The organism is Imperialibacter sp. (assembly GCF_048007035.1).
Classification (GTDB): Bacteria; Bacteroidota; Bacteroidia; order Cytophagales; family Cyclobacteriaceae; genus Imperialibacter.
Map to the genome: position 1 here is coordinate 3,394,768 of NZ_CP180355.1, position 22,733 is coordinate 3,417,500.

The 22,733-nt window shown below is 45.6% G+C and carries 21 protein-coding genes and 1 tRNA gene; 15 read left to right on the forward strand and 7 right to left on the reverse strand.

The features are described from left to right. Positions 1–43 precede the first annotated feature (43 nt). From ACMVP2_RS14615 to ACMVP2_RS14640, 6 genes are all read left to right on the forward strand, one after another. A tRNA-Val gene (locus ACMVP2_RS14615) sits at positions 44–118 on the forward strand. 127 nt (positions 119–245) lie between these two features. Then, the gene (locus ACMVP2_RS14620) at positions 246–470 is read left to right on the forward strand and encodes a hypothetical protein (protein WP_416868169.1); all 225 of its coding nucleotides are present in this window, start codon (positions 246–248) and stop codon (positions 468–470) included. Further along, positions 461–982 carry a nucleotidyltransferase gene (locus ACMVP2_RS14625; RefSeq protein ID WP_416868170.1) on the forward strand — a complete coding sequence of 174 codons (522 nt, stop codon included), beginning with the start codon at positions 461–463 and terminating at the stop codon, positions 980–982. Before ACMVP2_RS14620 ends, ACMVP2_RS14625 begins: the two co-directional genes overlap by 10 nt. Before the next feature lie 260 nt (positions 983–1,242). Further along, positions 1,243–3,078, forward strand: a complete 1,836-nt coding sequence (locus tag ACMVP2_RS14630; protein ID WP_339792108.1) for a tetratricopeptide repeat-containing sensor histidine kinase — start codon at positions 1,243–1,245, stop codon at positions 3,076–3,078. A 6-nt stretch (positions 3,079–3,084) separates the two neighbouring features. After that, positions 3,085–3,783: a LytR/AlgR family response regulator transcription factor gene (locus ACMVP2_RS14635; protein WP_339792109.1), complete on the forward strand. Its 699-nt coding sequence runs from the start codon at positions 3,085–3,087 to the stop codon at positions 3,781–3,783. 782 nt (positions 3,784–4,565) lie between these two features. Continuing rightward, positions 4,566–5,687, forward strand: coding sequence for an AAA family ATPase (locus tag ACMVP2_RS14640; RefSeq protein ID WP_416868171.1), 1,122 nt, complete (start codon positions 4,566–4,568; stop codon positions 5,685–5,687). Positions 5,688–5,718: 31 nt separating this feature from the next. Here the strand turns inward: ACMVP2_RS14640 and ACMVP2_RS14645 are convergent, their stop codons facing one another. The 4 genes from ACMVP2_RS14645 to ACMVP2_RS14660 form a co-directional block, all read right to left on the reverse strand. Then, positions 5,719–6,606: a sugar phosphate isomerase/epimerase family protein gene (locus ACMVP2_RS14645; RefSeq protein WP_416868172.1), complete on the reverse strand. Its 888-nt coding sequence runs from the start codon at positions 6,604–6,606 to the stop codon at positions 5,719–5,721. Positions 6,607–6,610: 4 nt separating this feature from the next. Next, positions 6,611–7,414, reverse strand: a complete 804-nt coding sequence (locus ACMVP2_RS14650) for an SDR family NAD(P)-dependent oxidoreductase (protein WP_416868173.1) — start codon at positions 7,412–7,414, stop codon at positions 6,611–6,613. Positions 7,415–7,416: 2 nt separating this feature from the next. Continuing rightward, a complete protein-coding gene (locus ACMVP2_RS14655) occupies positions 7,417–8,442 on the reverse strand; it encodes a zinc-binding dehydrogenase (protein ID WP_416868174.1) in 1,026 nt (341 codons plus the stop codon). 103 nt (positions 8,443–8,545) lie between these two features. After that, a complete protein-coding gene (locus ACMVP2_RS14660) occupies positions 8,546–9,265 on the reverse strand; it encodes an orotidine 5'-phosphate decarboxylase / HUMPS family protein (protein ID WP_416868175.1) in 720 nt (239 codons plus the stop codon). Positions 9,266–9,596: 331 nt separating this feature from the next. Here ACMVP2_RS14660 and ACMVP2_RS14665 point away from each other — a divergent pair, with 331 nt between their 5' ends. Beyond that, positions 9,597–9,824: a hypothetical protein gene (locus ACMVP2_RS14665; RefSeq protein WP_416868176.1), complete on the forward strand. Its 228-nt coding sequence runs from the start codon at positions 9,597–9,599 to the stop codon at positions 9,822–9,824. Positions 9,825–9,830: 6 nt separating this feature from the next. On the opposite strand, the gene ACMVP2_RS14670 is transcribed toward ACMVP2_RS14665, so the two are convergent. After that, a complete protein-coding gene (locus ACMVP2_RS14670) occupies positions 9,831–13,394 on the reverse strand; it encodes a caspase family protein (RefSeq protein ID WP_416868177.1) in 3,564 nt (1,187 codons plus the stop codon). 228 nt (positions 13,395–13,622) lie between these two features. Between ACMVP2_RS14670 and ACMVP2_RS14675 the strand changes: the two genes are divergently transcribed. After that, positions 13,623–14,687 carry a hypothetical protein gene (locus tag ACMVP2_RS14675; RefSeq protein ID WP_416868178.1) on the forward strand — a complete coding sequence of 355 codons (1,065 nt, stop codon included), beginning with the start codon at positions 13,623–13,625 and terminating at the stop codon, positions 14,685–14,687. Positions 14,688–14,747: 60 nt separating this feature from the next. Here the strand turns inward: ACMVP2_RS14675 and ACMVP2_RS14680 are convergent, their stop codons facing one another. Then, complete coding sequence (locus ACMVP2_RS14680) at positions 14,748–15,227, reverse strand: LEA type 2 family protein (protein WP_339794103.1); 480 nt, start codon at positions 15,225–15,227, stop codon at positions 14,748–14,750. A gap of 134 nt (positions 15,228–15,361) precedes the next feature. Between ACMVP2_RS14680 and ACMVP2_RS14685 the strand changes: the two genes are divergently transcribed. Both ACMVP2_RS14685 and ACMVP2_RS14690 read left to right on the forward strand, forming a co-directional pair. Further along, the gene (locus ACMVP2_RS14685; protein ID WP_416868179.1) at positions 15,362–16,279 is read left to right on the forward strand and encodes a glycerophosphodiester phosphodiesterase family protein; all 918 of its coding nucleotides are present in this window, start codon (positions 15,362–15,364) and stop codon (positions 16,277–16,279) included. Between the two features lie 52 nt (positions 16,280–16,331). Continuing rightward, positions 16,332–17,330, forward strand: coding sequence for an adenosine kinase (locus tag ACMVP2_RS14690; protein ID WP_339794107.1), 999 nt, complete (start codon positions 16,332–16,334; stop codon positions 17,328–17,330). 1 nt (position 17,331) lies between these two features. On the opposite strand, the gene ACMVP2_RS14695 is transcribed toward ACMVP2_RS14690, so the two are convergent. Then, positions 17,332–19,032 carry a M61 family peptidase gene (locus ACMVP2_RS14695; RefSeq protein ID WP_339794109.1) on the reverse strand — a complete coding sequence of 567 codons (1,701 nt, stop codon included), beginning with the start codon at positions 19,030–19,032 and terminating at the stop codon, positions 17,332–17,334. A gap of 147 nt (positions 19,033–19,179) precedes the next feature. Between ACMVP2_RS14695 and rpmH the strand changes: the two genes are divergently transcribed. Genes rpmH through ACMVP2_RS14720 form a run of 5 tightly spaced genes read left to right on the forward strand, consistent with a single transcriptional unit; the run spans position 19,180 to position 22,652 of the window. Next, on the forward strand, positions 19,180–19,338 hold the full coding sequence (gene rpmH, locus ACMVP2_RS14700; protein WP_151996459.1) for a 50S ribosomal protein L34: 159 nt from the start codon (positions 19,180–19,182) through the stop codon (positions 19,336–19,338). 15 nt (positions 19,339–19,353) lie between these two features. Next, complete coding sequence (gene rnpA / locus ACMVP2_RS14705) at positions 19,354–19,758, forward strand: ribonuclease P protein component (RefSeq protein WP_416868180.1); 405 nt, start codon at positions 19,354–19,356, stop codon at positions 19,756–19,758. 7 nt (positions 19,759–19,765) lie between these two features. Further along, on the forward strand, positions 19,766–21,424 hold the full coding sequence (locus ACMVP2_RS14710; RefSeq protein WP_416868181.1) for a S41 family peptidase: 1,659 nt from the start codon (positions 19,766–19,768) through the stop codon (positions 21,422–21,424). A 2-nt stretch (positions 21,425–21,426) separates the two neighbouring features. Then, positions 21,427–22,113: a tRNA (adenosine(37)-N6)-threonylcarbamoyltransferase complex dimerization subunit type 1 TsaB gene (gene tsaB, locus ACMVP2_RS14715; RefSeq protein WP_339794116.1), complete on the forward strand. Its 687-nt coding sequence runs from the start codon at positions 21,427–21,429 to the stop codon at positions 22,111–22,113. Between the two features lie 29 nt (positions 22,114–22,142). Beyond that, entirely contained in the window at positions 22,143–22,652 is a 510-nt protein-coding gene (locus tag ACMVP2_RS14720; protein WP_416868182.1) for a DUF2480 family protein, read from the forward strand. The last annotated feature ends 81 nt before the right edge of the window (positions 22,653–22,733 follow it).

Genomic DNA, 22,733 nt, shown 5'->3' on the forward strand with positions numbered 1-22,733 from the left:
TCGGGAGGGTAAAAGGCCAGGAGCGTGAGAATAATAAATAGTGGGGCTCATAGCTCAGCTGGTTCAGAGCACCTGCCTTACAAGCAGGGGGTCCAAGGTTCGAATCCTTGTGGGCCCACGAAAGTCACTCAGAAATGGGTGACTTTTTTTTTGAAAGATTCTGCCAACTATTTGCCCATTACTTTAGTATGATTAATTTTTAAAAGCCAGTTTTTGTAACTTTAAGTGTGCTGACTACAAAGAATATGAAGACTAAGCAGACATTAAAGGCGGTTTCTTCCACCACCGTGTTGCCCAACGGAATGAAGTCTTCTTTGTCCTGGAACCCAGAGAGCGATCCTCGGACCGAAGACCGGCTTCGCTGCATGGCAATGAGTGATCACGAATATTGGAACGCCATGATGCGACTAATTAATGTGGGCCGCACGACAGCTGTTACATTTGAGAAAAGAATCATAAAATGGACATAAACGATCCGTTTTATTACGAGATCGCAAAAGCGCTCAATAGCACGGGCACAGAATACGTCCTCGTTGGTGGCCTTGCAGTTGCCTACTATGGATTCCACAGGTATACCGGAGATATGGATCTTTGGGTAAAGTCTACCGAAAGCAACATGAGCAAACTTTACTCAGCGCTTGTTGACGTGTTAAAATATGACCATGCATCGATAACAGCCATAAAAAAAAACAGACCTGTTGAGAGCCCGACACCGATAAGACTTTTTTCAGATGATGAAGCAACCTATGTCGATTTGATGACTAATACATTTCAGAGAATTTTCAGTTGGGACGAGTGCAAGCAGCATTCAAATGTGATTACGCTGAAAGACATTAAATTTCCGGTTGTTCACATCAATCATCTAATACAAATGAAGGAAAACACGAAGCGACTTGATGATTCTATGCAAGACTTAGTGGATGCCCAGGAACTAAAAAAAATACTTAAACTACAAGCAAAAGGGAACCCAAAAGGTAAATAGGCAACTCTCTAAGCCTGGCGATACGTTTTATTTAGTGCAAGGATAAAAAGATATGAAAACGCCTGTTTTCGGCTTCGAAATTTTCCCTGCGGTCGGGTGGGCCCACTATAAAAGGTCATTCAGAAATGGATGACCTTCTTATTTTTCGCCGTTCCTGTATTGCATCTCCCACAAACGACTGTCTAAAACTCAAATTTACTATCTTAGGCACTGCTGAGCGATTCTTCGGAATGACTCAATCGACCGACTGCCTATATTATATGTTAAAGAAAGCTCACTTGTTAGCACTGTTGCTGCTTAGCTGCACTATCTCCAATGCACAGGAATCCCTCCCTGAAGTGATTAGTCAGTTTGACACCATTCAAAACCCCGGATATAAACTGAAGCTTATTAAACTTGGAGAAAACCTACTCCAGAAGGAGGGGGACGACTCCATTAAAGCTGAATTCTTTCTTCGTTGTGGCATTACCTATGGAATTTCCGGGAAAGCCGACTCATCGATATACTTCTTCAATCAGGCGCTGCAATTAGGCAGCGAAGCGCAGCATTTACTCAAATCCCGGGCTCACAACGGTATAGGCAATGTAAGCCGGCAAAAGGGCAACAATGAGATGGCATTTGAGAGCTTTCAGAATGCTTTGAAGGAGGTAGAAGGAAAGCCCGACTTTATGAGCCAAAGCTTTGAAGGTTCCATTATTGCTAACCTGGCGAGCATCTACTTCAGCATGGGCGACAATGAGAAAGCCGAGCAATACAGCCTGCGTGGGCTTGAGCATGCAAAATCGATCAGTGATACGGCCCAAATGGAATACAGCTATGTTGGCCTGGCTTTAATTTATAACAAGACGAAAGAATACGAAAAGGCTCTTGAGTATCATCAGCTGGCTTCTTTGTTAATGGAAAGGGAGAATAGCGATCCTTACCTGAGAGATTACAATACACTAAATCTGGCAAAGTTGCATGAAAATCGAGGCGAACTAGCCCGGGCATTGTCGCTATACGATGAGATGCTGCAAAGCACAAACCCTGACGTAGACATCAGGACTTCTTCTTTGAAAAATGCCAGCCAGATACTTTTCACACTCGAAGACTATGCAAAAGCGATAGACTATGCGGAAAGGCTTATGAGCCTTGCAAATGAAACGGCAACACTTCCATCGGCCGTAGACGCTACCCAGCTTCTGTATCAATCGTATCAAGCCACCGGAGACTATAAAACAGCCAATAAATACTTGAATAGCTATGTGGCCTTAAATGATTCTCTCATCAATGAAAAGTCGCTGAAGGCCCTGGCGGAATTGGAAACCAAATATGAAAGCGAAAAGAAGGCGCAGGAGATCACAGAGCTCAAACTTGAAAATCAGCAGTCAGTCAATCAGCGGAATATTTATCTTTTTGTTACGCTCATAGTAATAGTGGGAGCGGTTTTTCTTGGGGTGCTCATTCGCTCCAAGACAAAATCCAACAAGTTAATATCCAAGTCATTGAAGGATAAGGAGCTGCTTCTGAAGGAGATTCACCATCGGGTCAAAAACAACCTGCAAATTATTTCGAGCCTGTTGAGCTTGCAATCGAGGTACATCGAAGACAAAGGGGCCAAGGATGCAGTGAATGAGGGGCAGAACAGGGTAAAGGCAATGGCGCTTATTCATCAGAAGCTCTACCAAAACGAAAACCTGGCTGGCGTAGAAGCCCTGGATTACATTGAAAACCTCACCAGCACACTCCGCTCCTCCTATGGTGTCGGGCCTGAACGGGTGTCCGTGAGCTACGATATCGAAAACCTTAACATTGATGTAGATACCATCATACCCATCGGGCTTATCCTGAACGAATTGATAAGCAATTCATTCAAGCACGCCTTCCCCAACGACAAGGAGGGGAACATCTCAATTGCGTTGAAAAGAGCCAACAACCAGCTTGAATTGAAGGTTTGTGACAACGGAGTGGGTAGCAAAAAGGATATTAGTAAATCTGATTCTTTTGGGATTCGGATGATCAGATCACTTGCAATGAAACTGGAAGCCACTGTCAGCTTTAATTTCGATAACGGTACAGAAGCGTCTTTACTCATTTCTAGTTTTAAGTTGGCGTAAAAGATCATGGAGAAAAAGGTACTTATAGTAGAGGATGAACCGCTTATCGCTGATGACCTTTCCTTTCATCTGCAGGATCTTGGTGTCAGCGACATCAAAATATCTCTCAAATACGAAGATGCTCTCAGGAGGCTTACCGAGTCAACATTTGATTTGGTACTGTTGGATGTAAATCTCTCGGGTGAAAAAGATGGCATAGATGTGGCAAAGTTCATTAATCGGACAAACCCAACCCCGTTTATTTTTATTACCTCCTACTATGATACGGATACGCTAAGTCGTGCGAAGGAAGTGAACCCGGTAGCCTATATACTGAAACCTTTCAATCAGCAGGATATACAAGTGAACGTTGAAATGGCCTTTCATAAAATCCAGTCTGCCAGGCGAACCAAACCGGAAAAGTTCTTTATAAAAGACAAAGAAGGTTTGGTGTCAGTTGATCCGGAACACATTGACTATGTGGAGGCATTTGATAACTACGCAAAGATTTTTGTGGCGGGTCAATCGCACATTATCAGTCACACACTAAAAAGTATTGAGGACAAGTTGCTGGCCTTTGGCTTCGAACGGGTGCATAAGTCTTACCTGATCAACTTTTCCAGAATCACGATGATAAGCGAGGGCTACGTTTTTTTCGACAAAACGAAAATCCCTATTGGCCGGGCCTATAAGCCTGATTTTATGGCCAAAATTTCTCTTCTGTAATCACATTCTCGCTTACCTCTGTCGATCACTAAAAAAATCATGTCGTTGGCTAAATAGCGCTACTTCGCCTGGTAAGATTTGAGCACCTTGGAGAAGAGGAAGTCTTATCAGACGAGTTTTATCGCTGCCTAATGAATATTTATGACGTATTGTTGCTCGGCCAGATTTCGAAAGCTGTAGCACTCAAAGCCAGATTCATCGGGTGGTCGTTCAGACGACTTGAGACATTTTCTCCACCAACAGATTTAAAAGATTTAGTCATAAACAACAATGAGGCCATCGACCTGACCTCGGCTTAAGGACGCTCTCCTTTTTTAGGGGAGCGGCCCTTAGGCCAACCCATAAAATATTAGCCGTCTGATCGTAAAGTAGAAATACTGTGCGAATAGGCAGCGTTGAAAGAGGTGTTCTGGTAGAACACCTTCTTTTTTTGCCTTAAAATAAAATAGCCTGCATCTGCGGTCTCACAATACCAAAAACATTTTGGATCAAGCGGAAAATCTGGGGGATAAAACTCAAAAGGAGTGTTATTCGATTCAGCAAATAGGCGGCAATAAAAAAGCAGAACTGGTTCAATGCGTCTCGCCCGGCCGGGTTAGGCTTGGACCTTTTGCTTTTTTATGCAAGCAGAAAATACCCATGCCAAACATCAATCCCCCCAGAAATACAGATTGATCCCACATTTTCACTTCTATATCCAACTGTTTGGTATTTCTTACCTTTATTACGAACTTTACGTAACGAACTATGCGTAACGAATAATTCGTAATAAATAGACAGGTATGAGGCCATCAGCGAATCCTTTCATTGTTTCAGGTTATCATAGCCCTGAGCACTTCTGTGACCGGGCCCGGGAGTTAGCCTGGATGATGGAGCAATTTGATAACGAGAGAAACACAGTGCTTTATTCATGGCGCCGCATGGGGAAGACGTCTTTGATCAGGCATTTTTTCTATCACTTGAATAAGAACAAAAAGGCAGACACCGTATTTGTTGATCTTTTGGGAACCTCAACATTGGGCGAAGCTAACAAACGGATCGCAACCGCCATAGTCCATCAGCTAAATGATACCAGCAAAGGAATAGGGGCTGGTTTACTCAAATTCATTGGCTCTATTGGCGCCACTTTTGGCGTTGACCCACTTAGCGGAACCCCCCAGGTTACTTTTGGCCTTGTTCCAGATCAGTCTGTGCCATCCTCCCTGGAAGCTATGGGCAAATACCTGGAAGCAAGGAAGAAACCCGTGATGATCTGCATTGACGAATTTCAACAAGTAGTTAATTACCAGGAGGAGCACGCAGAGGCCACGTTTCGCACCTGGATGCAGGAATTTCCGATGGTACGCTTCGTATTCAGTGGAAGCCATCGGCAGATGATGGAATCTATGTTCAGTGAAGCATCGAGGCCTTTTTATAGAAGTGCTCAAATGCTGCAACTAGAGGCTCTTCCGGTTGCAGAGTATTCAGATTTTATTTCGGTTCGATTCAACAACGCTGGGAAGTCGATCGGCACGGCTTTTATTGATAGGATTTTTGAGTGGACGAGGCGGCAAACCTACTATGTACAGCTGATTTGTAACAAGCTGTATGGAAGGAGTAATGTTGTCGACCAGAAGGTACTCGATGAAGTGCTTGCAGAGATTATTTATCAGGAGGTGCCAATTTTTTCTACCTACCAGCAATTGCTTACAGCCTTTCAATGGAAATTGCTGATTGCTATTGCCAAATCAGAAGAGGTGGAGAATCCACTTTCTCAGGAGTTTTTGGGTAAGCATGGCTTTGGAGCGGCAAGTTCAGTGAGTTCAGCCTTACAGGCGCTGACAAAAAAGGAATTCGTCATTGTAAATGATGGCAGACATACCTTGCATGATACTTTACTTATGCGTTGGCTTCAAAATCTGTAGCACAAAGGGCAACTAAGCTTGCAGCTAACCATCAGGCTTGCCAATACTCAGCCATCTTTCTCCTCACAAAAGCCACGCTTCTTTCCAGCTGATCCATGCCGTCTACGCCATCTTCAATACTGATCCAACCATTGAAACCTGCCCTTTTCAATTCAGTAAAAATGGCATCATAGTCGTTCAGCCCTTTGCCAATCTCTCCATGACTTAATCGTTTGGCATACCCAACGGCTCCTCCTTCTTCGGTCCGCAAATCTTCAATGGAGCCATATTTCAAATACCGGTCGCTGGCATGCATGGTCACCACCCGGTGCGAAACCCGCTTGAGCAAGTCTATTGGGTCTTCTCCTGCCAGGTAGGTGTTGCTCGGATCGTAGTTGACGCCAAAGTTAGGATCATCTATGCTGTTAACGAGTTGGCAGAAGACATCAGCTTTTTGTGCAAACTCGGGATACTCCCAGAAATCGTCTTTATAGTGATTCTCAATGATCAGCGTGATGCTTCTTTCCTCTGCATAGGGAAGGCAGGCTTCAATGCAATCGACAGCCAGCTTCACACCTTCATTAATGGTCAGCTCGGGCCTTTTTTGTCCGGAAAGAACACGGCAGTAGCTTCCCCCCAGGGCATAGGTCATGTCAATCCAATGCTTTTGCTTCTCTATCTCTTTTTGCCGAAAAGCTTTATCAGGATGGGTGAAGTCGGGCGAACAGCACATCATCGGAATCACCTTCCCATGTCCTTCAACTTGTTTTCGGAACTCAGACCAGTTTCTCTGGTCATTCATCTCCAGAAAGCCAGCGTACCATTCCAGACCGTCAATGTCAAGTTTCACTGCCAGCTCAATCCACTGCGAAACCGTCATCGTTCCGTCTTTGCAAAGGGCTTGCATAAAGGCTTTGGGGAAGGCTGCGAGTTGAGGCATAAGCTTATTTTTTCTTCGGCTTAATGGTGGTTGTGTCTTTAGGTGGGTTTCTGCCCATGAAGGGATACTGCTCCAGGTCCACTACCTGTCCGCTGATAGGCCCACTTTCGTCTGCCAGCCAGTACACCGCTGCTGCAGCGATTTCCGCCGGCGCTAGTATTCTTCCTGCCGGTGCATACACGTCGGGCAGGTCTTTGTACCAGTCGTCGGCCAGGCCATGCTCACGCTTGCGAATGGTTTCAACTTCTGTGAGCACCCATCCAGGATTGATCTGGTTCACTCTCACTCCGTCCTCCCGGTGGAGTGTGTCGCCCAGGTTGCGGGTCATGGTCATAAGCGCTCCTTTGGAAATGCTGTATGCCAGGAGGTTGGGCTCGCCACTCCAGGCATTCACCGAGCCAATATTAAGTGCACAGCCTCTGTTCATTCTCAGCTCTGGCAATGCGGCTTTGATGAGGTTAAATGGTGCGATTGTGTTGACTTCGATGACTTCGCGAAGAAAGGCAGCGTCGGTCGTGTGAATGTTGGACGACAGTACACTGGCCGCATTGTTAACAATAGCATCCAGCCTGCCGAAAGACTTAATGGCAAAGTCTACCAGCCTCTGGGGTGCTCCTTCCTTGCTGATGTCTTCTATGTGCAGCCTCGCATGCTCCTTGCCAATGGCCTTTAGCACAGCTTCGCCCCAGTCCTTTTCTAACCCATGAAGGATGACTGAGGCGCCTTCAGCCACACAACGCAGCGCAATGGCTTTGCCAATACCGGTAGTGCTCCCTGTTACTATTATTACCTTGTCCTGTAGTCTCATGTTTAAACAGGTTTCAAAACACTTTTCACAATTTCGTGGTGGTGCATTTTTTCGAATGCTTCCAGCCAACTGGTGACGGGCCACACACCGCCGATGATAGGTTTTACATTGAGCGAGCCGCTAGCCAGTAAGGCGATGACTCGCTCCCAAACAGGCCAGTTGTGGCTGAAGCTTCCCTGTAGCGTTACATTCTTTTGCACAATAGGATCTAGTGAAAAGCCAAGGGGGGTAGGCCCCCAGCCGACTTTCGTAATTTGGCCCTTAGGCCGCACCAAATCAAGAGCGATTTGAAGAGAGTCGCTAACACCAGCTGCATCCACCACACAATCGGCTCCCATGCCGTCGACTTTTTTCGCCCATTCGGCGGCGTCTCCAATAATTGTCTGGAGACCGTACTTTTTGGCGATCTCCAGCCTTTTTTTATCTGCCTCCAGCCCAATGATAGCTACTTCAGCTCCACAAAGCTGAGCCACAGCGGCACAAAGGATACCAATGGTTCCCGGGCCGATTACTACCACCTTGTCGCCGGGTTTGATGCGGCTGTTTTCTACTACGGCATTGTAGGCAACGCAGCAGGGTTCTGTAAGACAAGCTTCTTCGAAGGATAGCTGGTCCGGCACATTGTGGAGGCAACGGGCGGGTACCTTCACATACTTTGTCATAGCGCCATTCACACCATAGCCAAAGCCCTTGCGATTGGGGTCGAGGTTGTAAAAACCTCTTCTTGACATGGGGTTGTTTTGATCTATTACCGCAGCTGTTTCGCTTACTACCCGGTCTCCTTCTTTCCAGCCGGTGACTCTTTTCCCTAGCTGGGCGATGTGCCCGCCAAACTCATGGCCCAGCACCACAGGGTAGTTCACAGTCCAGCTGTGGTCCGACGTCCACTGATGGAGGTCGCTACCACAAACGCCGACACTGGCCACTTCGAGCAGCACTTCGTCTTCCCCGATCACCGGCTGCTCTACTTCCCGAATCTCGACCGAGCCTTTCGCTTCGGAGTAATTCACAACTGCCGCAGATTTCATAATTCCCTTATTTTTATGTTATGGTGGGTGTCTTCACACACCACCTCTAATTCTTTGGTTGGGCGGATGTCTCCACACGCCTCAGAGCCGTATTTCTTTTGCACTATCTTCTATTGCTTGCAGTTTTGATTTCCACCTCCCCGTAACCATGCACTTTCTCGCAAATCATCCTCAGCGAGCTTTCCAGATTGCCATCGGCTGTCTTAAAGGCGTCGGCGTCGATCGTTAGTGGTGCGCCCAATACCACCAGCGGCGCTCCGTATTCCGGGCACCGAATGGCCTGCTCCAAACTTAATCCACCAACTGCCTGCACCGGAATGTTCACCGCTTCCACTACTTCCCTGAGCTGGTCCAGCGGACTCGGCATTCTTTTTCCTGCCGCCGCTATGCCTCTTCGTTCATCATAGCCTATGTGATGCACTACGTAGTCACATCCGAGCCCTTCAAGCCATTTTGCTCCTTCCACCATATCGGGGCACCCGAGGTTGTCGCCCATCACTTCCACTCCGAAATCTTTGCCTGCCTGCACCACGCATTTAATCGTCTCTTCATGAGCCCTGGCCATTACTACAACATGAGTAGCGCCTGCTTTGGCCATCATCTCAGCTTCCAGATAGCCGCCATCCATGGTTTTGAGGTCAGCTACTATCGGTATGCCGGGAAAAGCTTCCCTCAGTTTTCTCACGCCGTGAAGCCCTTCAGCCAATATGAGCGGCGTGCCCGCTTCCAGCCAGTCGACACCTGCCCGCCGTGCCATGGCAGCTGTTTCGAGTGCTTCGTCTATATCGGTAAGGTCAAGGGAGATTTGTACAATGGGTTTCATAAAAGGATTTTCGTTGTTGTTCAGGTTGGAGATGTTGACTGGCCTTAGCAGACTGGAATTGAACCGAAAGCTGGAGATGCTTTTTTTGGCTTGGCGGCTAAAGCCATAGCGAATTGGAGAAAACCGGAGAGGCAGAACCTTGTTGGGAGTAATGCAAATTTCATAGGTGTTGCAAATTAGGGTACGTCATAATTTAGCAACTAATTCCATGAAAGTCCCTGAAATTATGTGGAAAGGTGCCACACGGGTTTGTAGGAAGAAAAACAACACTTTTTAAAAGTGACGAACAAATTTCTAGGCTTTAGCTATATTAGCACAATCAACCGATAATATGAAAGCCTTTCTTTTAAGTCAAAAGCGAATTCTTTCGTCAGTCAGCCTGGGTGTACTGATTGCAGGTACGCTTATTTTTGTGTCATGTGGTTTGGACGACGAAAACCCTACCTGTACTGGTTGCACGGCAGCAAGCCCATGGTCGAAAGCCGGAGCCGGTACCTGCTACGCTACGCAAACCGATTGCGAAAGAGTCGAAGGAGGTACCTGTGTGATCTGCAACTAGCAGCTGCTATTTGATCGACTGCTGTGCCTTATCTATGATCATGTCTGCTAATTGACTGGCATCTTTTGACGTTGCCTCTACATCAGCAATTTTCTTTTTACCCTGAAACACTGCACCCACTGCTGATATGTTTTCTCCATCTTCGGTATATCTTCCCCTGATCACATAAGCTTCTGGGAAAGTTTTTACGTCAACAAACATCACGCCCGCCTGGCTATTCTGGCCTTCAAGTTTCTTCAAACGCTGATCTATCAATTCGCCTAGCTGTAAGTCATCAATAAATGACGCCTCATTTTGGAAAAGAGAGGCCGCCACGGCTGGCCTGTTGGCCTTTAACGCAATTTGCTTTCGCTGCTCGCCATTAAGCTCACCAATGTCGAAGGTGTTGAGGTCGTTAGGCACTCTCACTTCTGGTTTTTGAATGCCGCCAATCTCCGACGCCAGTTCGGGCACTTTTTGCGAAGCAAAATTGAAAAGGCTGATAATATCAATGTATCGGTCTTCTCTCAAAGCAGGGCCTTTCATTCCGTACAATAGTGAGTAGGTAAGCAGGCCTTGATCGAAAGCAGAGGCTTCATAGCTCACTGCATCAGCTGCTGAGCCTGCAATAATATACAGCCCAGTCCTATCTTTTAGGGTCTCTAGGGCTCTCGCTTCTTCAGAGCTCATAGTAAAGCTGCTGCCCGAAAGGTTCTGTGCCAGCTGGCCCGAATGACAGGCATCTATGATAAGCACCTGCCGGATAGTAGGCACTTCCATAATCAGCTTGGCGATCTCCTTGCTTGACAGAGAAAAATTAGCTCTCTCTTTATTGCCATTAACTTCCATGCTCGAAGCATCAGCTGTTAAGTAATAAAAGTCAGCATCTTCTCCCTTGTCGGCCACACCGTGACCCGAAAGATAGACAACAAGATAATCGTTTGAGGTAGCCACATTTTTGATTTTTGCCAGCTCCGAAACAAGGTTCGCTTTTGTAGGCTTGTCATGGCCTGGTAGGGTAGAAAGCAATTTGATGCTCACATTCTCTTTTCCAAAGCGACTCTCTGAGCTCAGCTTTATGGCGCCATAAAAGTCTTCGGCATCTTTCGCAGCGTATTTCAGGTCCATGTCATTTCCCTGGTAGTCCGAAACCCCCGCCACTATTCCATATACTTTTGGGGGCGTGGCACCGCCAACTTTGTTCTCGTCGATCAGGTAAACACTCTTCTCAGGGCTTGAGAGGTAGCCATCCTGGTTGTAGGCCTTTACCGTAATCTTGTTAAGTCCTCCTTTTTTGATGTAGGGATGATTTTCAATGCCGTAGTCGAAGCTGGCAAAACCGTCCGTAGTGGTCGACACATCTCTCGACTCATTAATGACCTCCTTGCCGTTGATGAAAATTACAATTCGCCCAATACCACCTCCCTGGTCATTCAGATTGATGCCCAGCTTACCGTCATTTTGTTCAGGGTGTGCCAGTTTGATTTCTGGATAAAGATCAAATCCGTCCAGTTTCGGAGATAGCCTGATGGGGTCTTTATGAAAGCCAAGTAGCTTTGGTAAAAGGTAAGGCTCATAAAATTTGTCTTTCATCTGCTCCAGAGCAATGGACTCCTTACCAACCGAGTAATGCATTTGTGAGATAGCTTCTCGTGAAGCATCAAACAGCCCATCGCCAGCCACCACTGCCCAATCAGTGGCACTTAAAGGCGTCAGGGTTGCCAGCTCCTTCTTGTCGCTCAGCGACCAACATTTGATCAGCCCATCGAAGCCAGAGGAAAAAAGCACTTCGCCAGAACTACTGAAGGCCAGCCCTGAGACCGCCGCCGAATGGCCTTTAAGTTGGAAGGCTTCAGCACCTTTTTCAAGATCCCAGAAAGTGATGCTATAGTCACCCTGACTGCTTCCTTTACTGATCACATTGGAGAGCGTAACAAGATGCTTACTGGTAGGGTCAAACTTCAACTTTGTGATAGTTTTGCCATCTGGTACGGCTATCTTTTTCACCGCTTTACCGCTGCCCATATCAATAAGCTGGAGACTTGTTCCTTTATTTTTCACTACGGCCCCAATCCATTTTCCGTCGGCGCTTACTTCGAAATATTGAAGGCCATCAATTTTAATAGCATTTTGCTTTTTGAAATTCTCAGTATCATAGAAGGTAATGCCAGCCGAAGCGTCTTGAGCCAGTAGCAGCTTCCCATCGGGCGTTAGGCGTTGATCAAAGCTTTCTTTGAGCTTGATTGCTTTGGGTTTCTTGCCGCTTTTAATTGAAAAAATGCCTGTGCCATTGTCTACTTTTTTGATAATGCGCTGGTCATCGGCTGTTACTTCCAGATAGGGGTAGATGAGTTTCTCACCTGTGGCTCTGCTGTACACCACCGCATCATATTTGCTGTCCCAGGCAGATACAGTTCCATTTTGTTGCACACCTGCCAGCAGATACTGGTTGGTTCCGAAGGCAAGACCGATAACTGGTGCAGAGGCAGTTTTGAGCTGTTTTGGAGCAGCGGCCCCTGTCAGGTCGAATAACACAACGCCATCATTTCTGCCGACGGCTAGCTGGGTTCCGCCTTTATTGATGGCCAGAGAGAGGATTTTGGAGGCAAGGCCGACAAAGGCACCATTGTATTTTCCGGTGGCAAGGTCATAGGCGTGAATGCCCCCCTGATAGTCGGGCAGAAATAGTTCTCTCCCATTGGCTGAAAAGATCGCTGTTTGCAGCCCGATGGCACTGCCTGATTGTTCAACTAAGGCTGTTGGAATTTGTATTTTGTCAGAGACCTCTTCACCACTCAACAGCGGATAAAAGTGAACGTTTGTGGTGCTACCTCTTCCGGTTAATACCAGCAAATCTTTCGATGCATGCAGACTGATAATTCTTGGTAGGGGGGACATGGTTTGGGACCCGATTTTGCCGTTTTGAAAACGGAACACTTCGCCGTCGCCAGTCACGTAAATCCAGGAATCTTCTTCTGCACCTGGCACAATGCCTGTTACCGCTTTTGCCGAATTGGTAACAGTGGTAGCCACCTCACCATCCTGTTGGCGCATACCCAAAGTGCCATCATCGCAACCGAGAGCAAGCTTGCCTGCAGCGTTCCAGGTGAAGCTGGTGATTTTTTTCTCGTTTAATTCAACACTATAAGCTTCCTGAGGCTTGTTCGCTGTAATCACCGATAGCTTGCCAGTTGTGGTAAGAGCGCCCAATAATTTTCCTTCTGCGTCAAATTGAATTTGAGTAACACTTCCTTCTACTTCCGCAATGCCTGAGATTTTCCAGTCCGACTGATGGCGGATCACAATTTTGCCAGACGCATCCGCTGTAGCGAGATATTTCCCGTCAGCTGAGGCACCAATTGACGTAATGGCGCTACTGTGCCCTTCCAGGAAAGTGACTACTGTTTTTGTCCGGATATCCCAAACGGTAACGTCCGAACCACCATCAACGCTGTACAGATAGGTGTTGGAGGGATCCGTTGCCAAACCAATCACCGGGTTGGTATGGCCAATCGGCACAATAAGCTTAGGGAGCTGTGCCCCGGCAACGAAGGAAGTCAAGAAAAATAGGAAACTTAGGAGGAGTCTCATGACAGTATGTTTTAAAAAGTAAAACCTGATAATGCAATTTAGCTAAAAGTATGCCGCAATGTATTGCGCTTTATTTTTAACTTGTAAAGGACAATTAACTTAGATTCTACAACGAATTCGAGGACGGCCCCCGGAGACATAACAATCGGGTAATAATTATTTAAAATGCACCTTTCTTCGTTTTGAAAAGAACGCTTTTACTTTCCCATTTCATCCCAACCTAACCAAATGAACGAAGCTAAATTAGTCTACAGAAACCTCGATGAGTTGTTCGAACAAGCTCCGTCGTTTCCAATTGACCAGAAGAGCAAGATTGTCATTTTTAGTGATTTGCATATGGGCGACGGTAGTTCCAAAGACGACTTTCTTCCCAATTCCAGCCTCTTCATTCAGTCGGTAAAAGACTACTATATCCCCAAAGGTTTCTCCATGGTTTTGAATGGCGACATTGAAGAGCTTCAAAGATTTTCTCTTAAGAAAATAACAAAGCAATGGGCGGAAGTTTATGAGCTCTTTGATGAAATAAATAAGAAACGCCTTCTAATAAAGACTGTCGGCAACCACGACCTCACACTGGTAACGGAGCCAGAGCAGCCTTTCCAGTACGAACTGTATGAGTCGGTCAAGCTGATGTATAAAGGCAATCCCATATTTATTTTTCACGGCCACCAGGCTTCCAAAAAATATCAGAAAAGCAATAGGCTTATTGGCTTTACACTGAAATACATAGCCAACCCGCTTCGGATCAAAAACTTTTCGGTGGCACATGACAGCCGGAAGCAATACAAAATCGAAAGGCGGGTCTATAATTATTCAGTCTTCAATAAAATTGCTTCAGTGATCGGTCATACGCACCGCCCGCTGTTTGAATCTCTCTCAAAAGCTGAAAGGCTGAAATACAAAATAGAGCAGCTTTGCCGGGAGCTTGTTGGACTGAAAGAGGGGGAGGAATCTGTGACTTTGAAGAGTATCAAAGCCTACAAGAAGGAATTGAAATCTATCTATAGGAAAAAGCTCCCTTTTCTGGAAATAGGCAACCTGTATCATTCTATTTTTCATATACCGGTCCTTTTCAATTCAGGCACTGTCATCGGGAAGCGTGGAATCACCTGTCTCGAGATTGAGAATGGCTCAATATCTCTGATTCATTGGTTCGATAAGAAAGCAACCGAAAAATACCTGAGACAAACTGGTTACAATCCGGAACAGCTGGGAGACACGGATTTTTACAGAATGGTCATTAACAAAGAAGACTTGGATTATATCTTCACCCGGATCAAGGTTTTGTCTTAGTGGCAGAAGCCAGGAATGGAAAACGGGCAGTAGTTTTGCTTGCCGGCGTTGCCAATCCATTTATCTCGACAGCAATTTACTGAGACTTACTTCTTCTTTTACATTCACAGGATATCTCGACGACCAGCCTGCGATGCTTGTTTTAATTTCGCCAGTAAACTGCAAAGGCACTTTCTTACCCAGCAAATAAGCCAGACCGTCTTTTTCAACAATTTTCTGGATATCAGCCATAACTAGTATGCCTTGAAATGGGACTACAAACTCCTTTTTTGCACCTGCCTTTACTACTTTAACCTCCCTTAAAGAGGCCACTTTAGTCGACTCAATTTCAATCTGTAACTGAATTTCTTTAATGCTCACGCCAAATGCATTAGGGTTGTAAAGTAAAGCTTCGCCTCTAACTTGCGTTTCGTTGTTGACAACGGGGCCGAAAGTGAGCTTTTGGAACCTGATCAGCTCAGCGGGTTCTGCTTGCTTACAACTCCAGCCCAAAAAAAGGATTGAACAAAATATTAAATTATTTACCAGGGCTTTTCTCATAGTTCCGTTTCGTGGCTCAAATTAAAAGATTATTTTTCGGCTATCTAATTCATTTTCAAATTCGAAGAAGGTCAGTCGGAATAACGCTATTCTTCCTCAACCGTTTATACCTGTTCAAATTCGTCGAAAGCTTTATGTCAAACATTTCCACAAGGTCTTACTCAAAAATGATGCGCAATATTTTATGTTTTGGTTTAGCAGCCTTTTTATTTTCATGCACACCTGAGGTTCCGGCCTTCGATTGGCAGGGTCACAGAGGAGCCAGGGGACTTATGCCTGAGAATACTATCCCGGCATTTTTGAAGGCCATGGAATACGATATCAAGACACTGGAGATGGATGTGGTCATAACGGCCGACAACATGGTGGTAGTGTCTCACGATTCATTTCTGTCCCCAACTTTCTGCACCGACTCTTTGGGCAACCCTATTGCAGAAGGATCTGAAATGAAGTGGAATATTTATCAAATGCGAAGCGATGAGCTTGCAATGTTCGATTGTGGCAGTAAGCTTCATCCGGGGTTTCCCGATCAGGAAAAAATGAACGTTAATAAGCCGCTTTTGTCGGAAGTGTTCAAAGCAGTGGATCAATATGCCAGTGACAAAGGCCTCAACATTCCTTTCTACAATATCGAATTGAAGTCAGACGAGGAGGGAGACCATATATACCACCCGGAACCAAGCGTGTTTTGCGAGCTTGTGTACGCTGAAATCAACGGCAAGGTGCCTTTCGATAAATTGACCATCCAGTCATTTGATTTTCGGATACTTCGTTATTTTCATGAAACCTACCCTGAAGTCAAACTTTCTGTGCTCGTCGGGAATGACCTGTCCGTCGAAGAAAACCTTAGCGAACTGGGCTTTACCCCTGCAGTTTATAGCTGCTATTTCAAAAGATTGACGCCGGACGATGTCACTTTGTTACACGGCAAAGGTCTTCAGGTAATCCCCTGGACAGTGAATGAGGTAACAGAAATGCAGGAGCTCATCAAAATGGGCGTCGACGGCATTATCACCGACTACCCTAACCTGATCGAACAGGTGGCTTCATAATTATCAGGTATTCACTACCTTTGCCCGCTATAAAAAATAGCTGTTGATATAAATGAAAAAGACTTACGACGTTTTTGGTATCGGGAATGCCCTGGTGGACATTGTGTTTGATGCTGATAATAGCTTTTTAGAAAAGTATAAAGTGGAAAAGGGCTTGATGACGCTGGTCGATGAAGCCCGTCAGCATGAACTTATTGAAGCACTTCAACTTGACGAGAACATGATGCAGTGCGGAGGTTCTGCAGCCAACACCATTATCGGAACAAGTCAGTTCGGCGGGAAGTGCTACTATGCCTGCAAGGTGGCTAACGATAAGTTCGGACATTTCTATCTTGAAGACCTGCGAAAAAACGGCGTCGATACCAACCTGACTGATGCTACCACTCCGGAAGGAATAACAGGCAAATGTCTTGTGATGGTGACTGACGATGCTGACCGCACCATGAATACCTTCCTTGGCATAACCACCAACTTCTCCAACGCAGAAATCGACGAAAGAGCCTTAAAGGACTCACAATACCTCTATATCGAAGGCTATCTGGTGACTAGCGAGACTGGACTTGCGGCTATGAAACATGCCAAGAAAATTGCCGAGGAAAATGGGGTCAAGGTGGCGCTTACGTTTTCTGACCCCAGCATGGTGAAGTACTTCAAGACTCAAATGGAGGAGGTGGTTGGAGCTAGCGTCGATTTGCTCTTTTGCAACGAAGAGGAGGCCATGCTCTTCACTGGCAAAACCAACATACTCCACGCCCGGGAGGAATTAAAAAAGGCGGCAAAAAAATTCGCCATCACGCAAGGCAAAAACGGCGCTATGATTTTCGATGGTGACACCTTCATCGATATTGAGCCCTACAAAGTAAATGCAGTAGACACAGTAGGAGCCGGCGATATGTTCGCAGGCGCATTTCTTTATGGAATCACACATGGCCACTCCATCGCTGAAGCAGGGAAAATGGCCAGCCTTGCCTCGTCGAAAGTGGTTTCGCAGTACGGCCCCCGACTGGAGTGGCATCAGGTAAAGGAAATAATGAATCACCTGTTCGAATAGTTTAGCCGATTAACCAACCCTTAAAAAGAGAAGACTCAACGGCCGTTGGGTCTTTTTTCTTTTCCAGGGAGTAGCTTTCGTAAAATGGCCCACCAGTCGGAATAGAAAGATCAATAGTCCTGCCATATCTTTTGATTCTAATTGTAGAATCGGCCGCAAAAACAGCCAGCATTTTGTCAGTGGCAGTTTCTGAGTCCACATTCACAATTTCATCATCGACTGACAGAATTTCGAATGCTCCGCTTTCAGGATGTACATGAGAAACCACCAACCTGTCTGCATCAGCCCTCACTTTGAAGCCCAGCCCCCTTTCGTGAAAAGCGTCAGGTAGCTTCTTTTGCAGAGCCAGCCCAAACTGTTCAGCCAGAGTGCCGAGTTCATTTTCAATTGGCTTATTTCCATCCACAAACTTGTCAAAAAAATCTTGCAGGGGGCGAGCGGCCAATTTTTCTGCAATGTTTTGAATATCGTTTTTCTTGTAGGGCTTTCCAGATTTATATAAATCTTCCCAAAGAGCCCGCATCACGTCGTCCATCGAATGCTTCCCTTTGCTGGAAATCCTGATCGTGAAATCAAGCATAAGCGCAATGATGGCCCCCTTCACATAAATCGACACCTTTCTGTTAGGCACACCAGCCTGGTAGCCGTCCAGCCATAGATCGAACGACGACTCCGCCACCGATTGATTGAACCTGCCAAAGTTTTGAAAGTGGCGGCTGAGAAGTTTGTTCAGCTCATTCAAACACCATTCTTCGCCGTAAACGCCACTTCTTACCAACATCAGGTCGCCGTAATATGTCGTGAAACCCTCCGCCACATATCCAGTCTCAAAATAATTCTCCTTCGAAAAGTCATAAGGCTGAAGCTCTGCAGGGCGAATCCTGGTAATGTTCCATGCATGGAAGAGCTCGTGCGACGAAATACCGAGTAGCTTTTCATAGAAGCTCGCCGTGTGCTCTCCGGTGCACGGCCCTAAAGTAATGACAGTGGAATTGGCATGCTCGACACCATGATAGGTCTGATAGGGAAGAAATTGAAGCAAAAAGTGGTAGTCTGTAATTGGCAAGTCACCAAAAAGACGCAACTGAGTGGTCGTGAACTTTCGGAAGTCCTCCAGCATTTGAGCCGGTTTCACATCCGTCGATCCATGATGCCAGATATGAAAAGTGATGCCGTCAACTTCATAGGTCAGACGTGTCAATGACGGACTTGCAATAAACGGACTGTCGGCCAATTCGTAAAAACTTTCTGCCAGCAGCTGGTGGCCTTCTTTTTTCAATCCAGTGGCCACTTCATAGTGATCAGGTAGCTTCAGAAGCAATTCAACCGGCTCTGTCATCCTGTCCGGCAGGTACATAAGACAATTGACAGGGTTTACATAAAGCTGGTCATCATGAAGCCATGAGTTGCCAGCATCCATTTTATATGCATAGTATTGATAGCTTATCTCAATGGACTGTCTACTTTTTACAAAAAATGACCAACTGCTCTTGTTTAACTTTCTCATGGGCAGAAGCCCATCCGTTGAACCCTTTGCTGAAACACGTAAAATATTCTTGGCAAAATCCCCCAACTCATAGCGCCCGGGTCTCCATGTTGGCAGCCTAACTTCCACGTTTTGGGCCGTATTGGCCTCAAAAGTCATGACAATATTTATAAGGTGGCTGAGCGGGTTGTTGTAACTAACTGTATATCTGATCATTTTTTAATAATTCCCAACTATTCTTTCTCTTCCTTGTTTGCAATTAATTAAAAGCTCTTTAACTTTGCAGCCCGTAATTTTTCTGAAGAACTACAATTGTATGCCTCGGAAAGATACTTTAAGTTAGGCAAAGAAGAATAGATAGATATGAAAAGGACATTTCAGCCCTCAGTAAGAAAGAGAAAGAACAAGCACGGCTTCAGAGAAAGAATGTCGACTGCTAATGGTCGTAGGGTGTTGGCTGCCAGAAGGGCCAAAGGAAGAAAAAGACTGACTGTGTCTGACGAGCGTCGTCACAAGAAATAAATCTTCACTGCTTTTATGAAGGAGCAGGAATATAAAAGTCTACCTGCTACCTTTTCAAAGTCGGAGAGGTTAAAGAGAGACAAGCGCATTAAGGAACTTTTCCAGAAAGGTTCCTCTTTTTTATACCCCCTTCTTATCAAGTACATGGAATCCCCTGTTCCTGAAGGGGTTAATCAGATTCTTTTTTCAGTATCGAAGAAGAACTTTAAGAGAGCAGTAGACAGAAACCTGCTTCGGCGAAGAATGTTCGAAGCTTATCGGCGGCACAAGCACACACTCACGTCCCTGCCCGATCAGGAGAATTTCCTCTTAATCGCCTATATTTACGTTGGTAAAGAAAAAGCCACCTATCAACTTATCGAGCGTCAACTAATTGCGGCGTTGAAGCGTTTGAATGATGTGAAAAGTGCAAAAACATAGCAAGTCTATGAAAAAAAGAATTGTCAGAGGCAGTTTGTTGATGCTGGTTATTGGAGGGGTTTTTAGCCTTTCATTTACTGAGCCAGACGACAAATACTTTCAGATAGCCAAGAGTCTGGATATTTTTGCCACACTTTTTAAAGAGGTGAATACCTACTATGTTGATGAGGTTAGCCCGGATGACATGGTGAAAAGTGGCATCAATGCGATGCTTAGTTCACTTGACCCCTACACAGATTTTATTTCAGAAGACGAGTATGACGACTTTCGTACCATCACCACAGGCCAGTATGGCGGCATAGGAGCACTGGTAGGGAAGAGGGACGGCTACAGCACCATCATTATGCCTTTTAAGGATTTCCCGGCTTACCGGGCGGGTCTTCAAATAGGCGACAAGGTGACTAAAATAGACGGCAAAGACATTGTAGGAAAGTATTCAGACAATATTAGTGACCTTTTGAAAGGCCCTGTTAACACTCCCATTGTCTTAACCATTGAAAGATACGGTGTAGAAAAAGCTTTTGACGTGCCACTTGTCAGGGAAAAAATCACGATCAACAACGTCCCGTTCTATGGGCTCTTTCAATCCGATATCGGCTACATCCGGCTGTCTGACTTCACCACCGAGGCAGGCAAAGAAGTAAGAAACGCATTAACTGACCTCAAAAAGCAGGGCGCAAAATATATTGTGTTGGACCTAAGAGGCAATCCCGGTGGTTTGCTCGACGAAGCAATCAATGTATCAAATGTATTTGTCAAAAAAGGATCGGAGATCGTAACCACTAAGGGCAAAGTGAAGGATTGGAACAAAACTTACAAAGCCTATCAGGATGCTGTTGATACCGAAATCCCGTTGGCTGTTCTGGTGAACGGAGGCAGTGCATCGGCGGCGGAAATTGTTGCAGGCGTTATTCAAGACTATGACAGGGGGGTGTTGGTAGGCAGAAGAACATTTGGAAAGGGACTAGTGCAGGCCACGAGGCCACTGGCATACAATTCCCAGTTAAAAATCACAACAGCCAAATACTACATCCCAAGCGGTCGATGCATTCAGGCGATCGATTATGCCCACAGAAATCCAGATGGAAGTGTGGCAAAGATTCCCGACTCGCTGATGGTTGCCTTTAAAACCTCAAAAGGTCGGGTGGTCTTCGACGGTGGTGGCGTTAATCCCGACATTACAGCGGAAATGATTGAGTATGCGCCGGTCACTCTTGGTCTAGTCAATGGCAATCATATTTTCGACTATGCCACCAAATATCATTTTGAGCACAATACGATCCCGTCTCCGGCCACATTTAAATTGTCGGATGAGGAATTCACCAATTTCAAAAGCTGGCTCGCTAAACGAGATTTGAAGTACTCAAGCGCCATGGAGAGGTCACTTGATGGGTTCGAGGCCTCTGCAAAAAAGGAGCAGTACCTTACACCACTGGAAAATGAAATCCAGCAGCTGAGAAATCAGTTGAATAAGATGAAGAGCACAGACTTGGAACAATTCAAGGATGAGATAAAAGAGGTGCTTGAAGAAGAGATATTAAGTCGCTACTACTTCGAGGCAGGCATCATCGAATCTTCTTTCAGCTATGACCCCGATATCCTCGAAGCTGTAAAGCTTTTCCGAGCTAAGGGCAGGTACACAGAGCTATTAAATCCAACCAACTAAGCATGTCCGTTATTTTGTGTTTGGAGACAGCCACTACGGTTTGTTCCGTAGCGATTTTTGCCGACAAACAGTTGTTGGGTTACCAGGAGTACAGGATAGACAAATCACACTCAAACCTGTTGCCTTCTATTATTGATACTACTTTGCATGGGTTGTCGCTCAGCAAGGCCGATTTAACAGCCATAGCCGTATCTGAAGGCCCCGGCTCATACACTGGCCTTCGGATAGGCACATCTATTGCAAAAGGCTTATGTTATGCATTGGAAATACCGCTGCTGTCAGTGAATACCTTGCATGCCATGGCGGCGGAAGTGAACAAGTTTAATACGAAAGACGCTTTTTTATGTCCAATGATAGATGCCAGGCGAATGGAAGTGTATGCTTGTGTGATTAATTCAGAGGGAGGAGCCGAACAAGAAACTGCGCCACACATAATAGATGAGCATTCATTTTCTGAATACCTTGATAAACATGAGGTTTGGTTTTTTGGGAATGGGTCCGACAAGTGCAAAGAATTGATAGGTAAAAATACTAATGCTGTTTTCATATCCGACGTAGTACCCTCTGCAAAGTCGATGGGTGAGTTGGCATGTGAGCAGCTACAATCTTCATCTTATAAAGACCTGGCATACTTCGAGCCATTTTATTTAAAAGAATTCAGAGCAACCAAACCAAAATCGGTTAGCTAGTGTTCACTTAGTTCTTCGTATTTCATCAAATGGAACAACCAATTGTCAATAGAGTAGCCAGTAGTTCTTTGATTTCCCTCGACCTGGCCGAGTTTATCCCTCACGGTGAAAGGGCAGTATTCGATCTGAAAGACTACCTTTTTCAGGGAATGATCCTTAGAGAGAAAGACTTTAGGCTGGCCATTAAGGAATTTGATTGGTCTGTCTTTCAGAGAAAGTTGGTCGCTATTCACTGTTCGGCCGATGCGATTATACCCACATGGGCTTACATGTTGGTGGCCACGAAGATGAACGGTGTGGCTGCGTTCAGCATGAAGGGCTCTCCTGAGGAGCTTGAAAAGAAATTATTTCTGCAAGAATTAGACAAAAAGGACTGGTCGACTTTCGATGGAGCTAAAGTGATTATCAAAGGTTGTAGTAATTTGGTTGATCCTGATTTTTCTTTTTTCGAAGCTACTCAAAGGCTAATCCCCTGGGTTTCAAGCCTTATGTATGGAGAGCCTTGTAGTACGGTGCCGGTGTTCAAAAAAATGTCATAAATATTCTGGTGTGGGCCTTGTATATTAAAACCAAGCCACTAATTTTGCAGTCCCATTTGAGGGAAACGCCCTCAAAAAAGT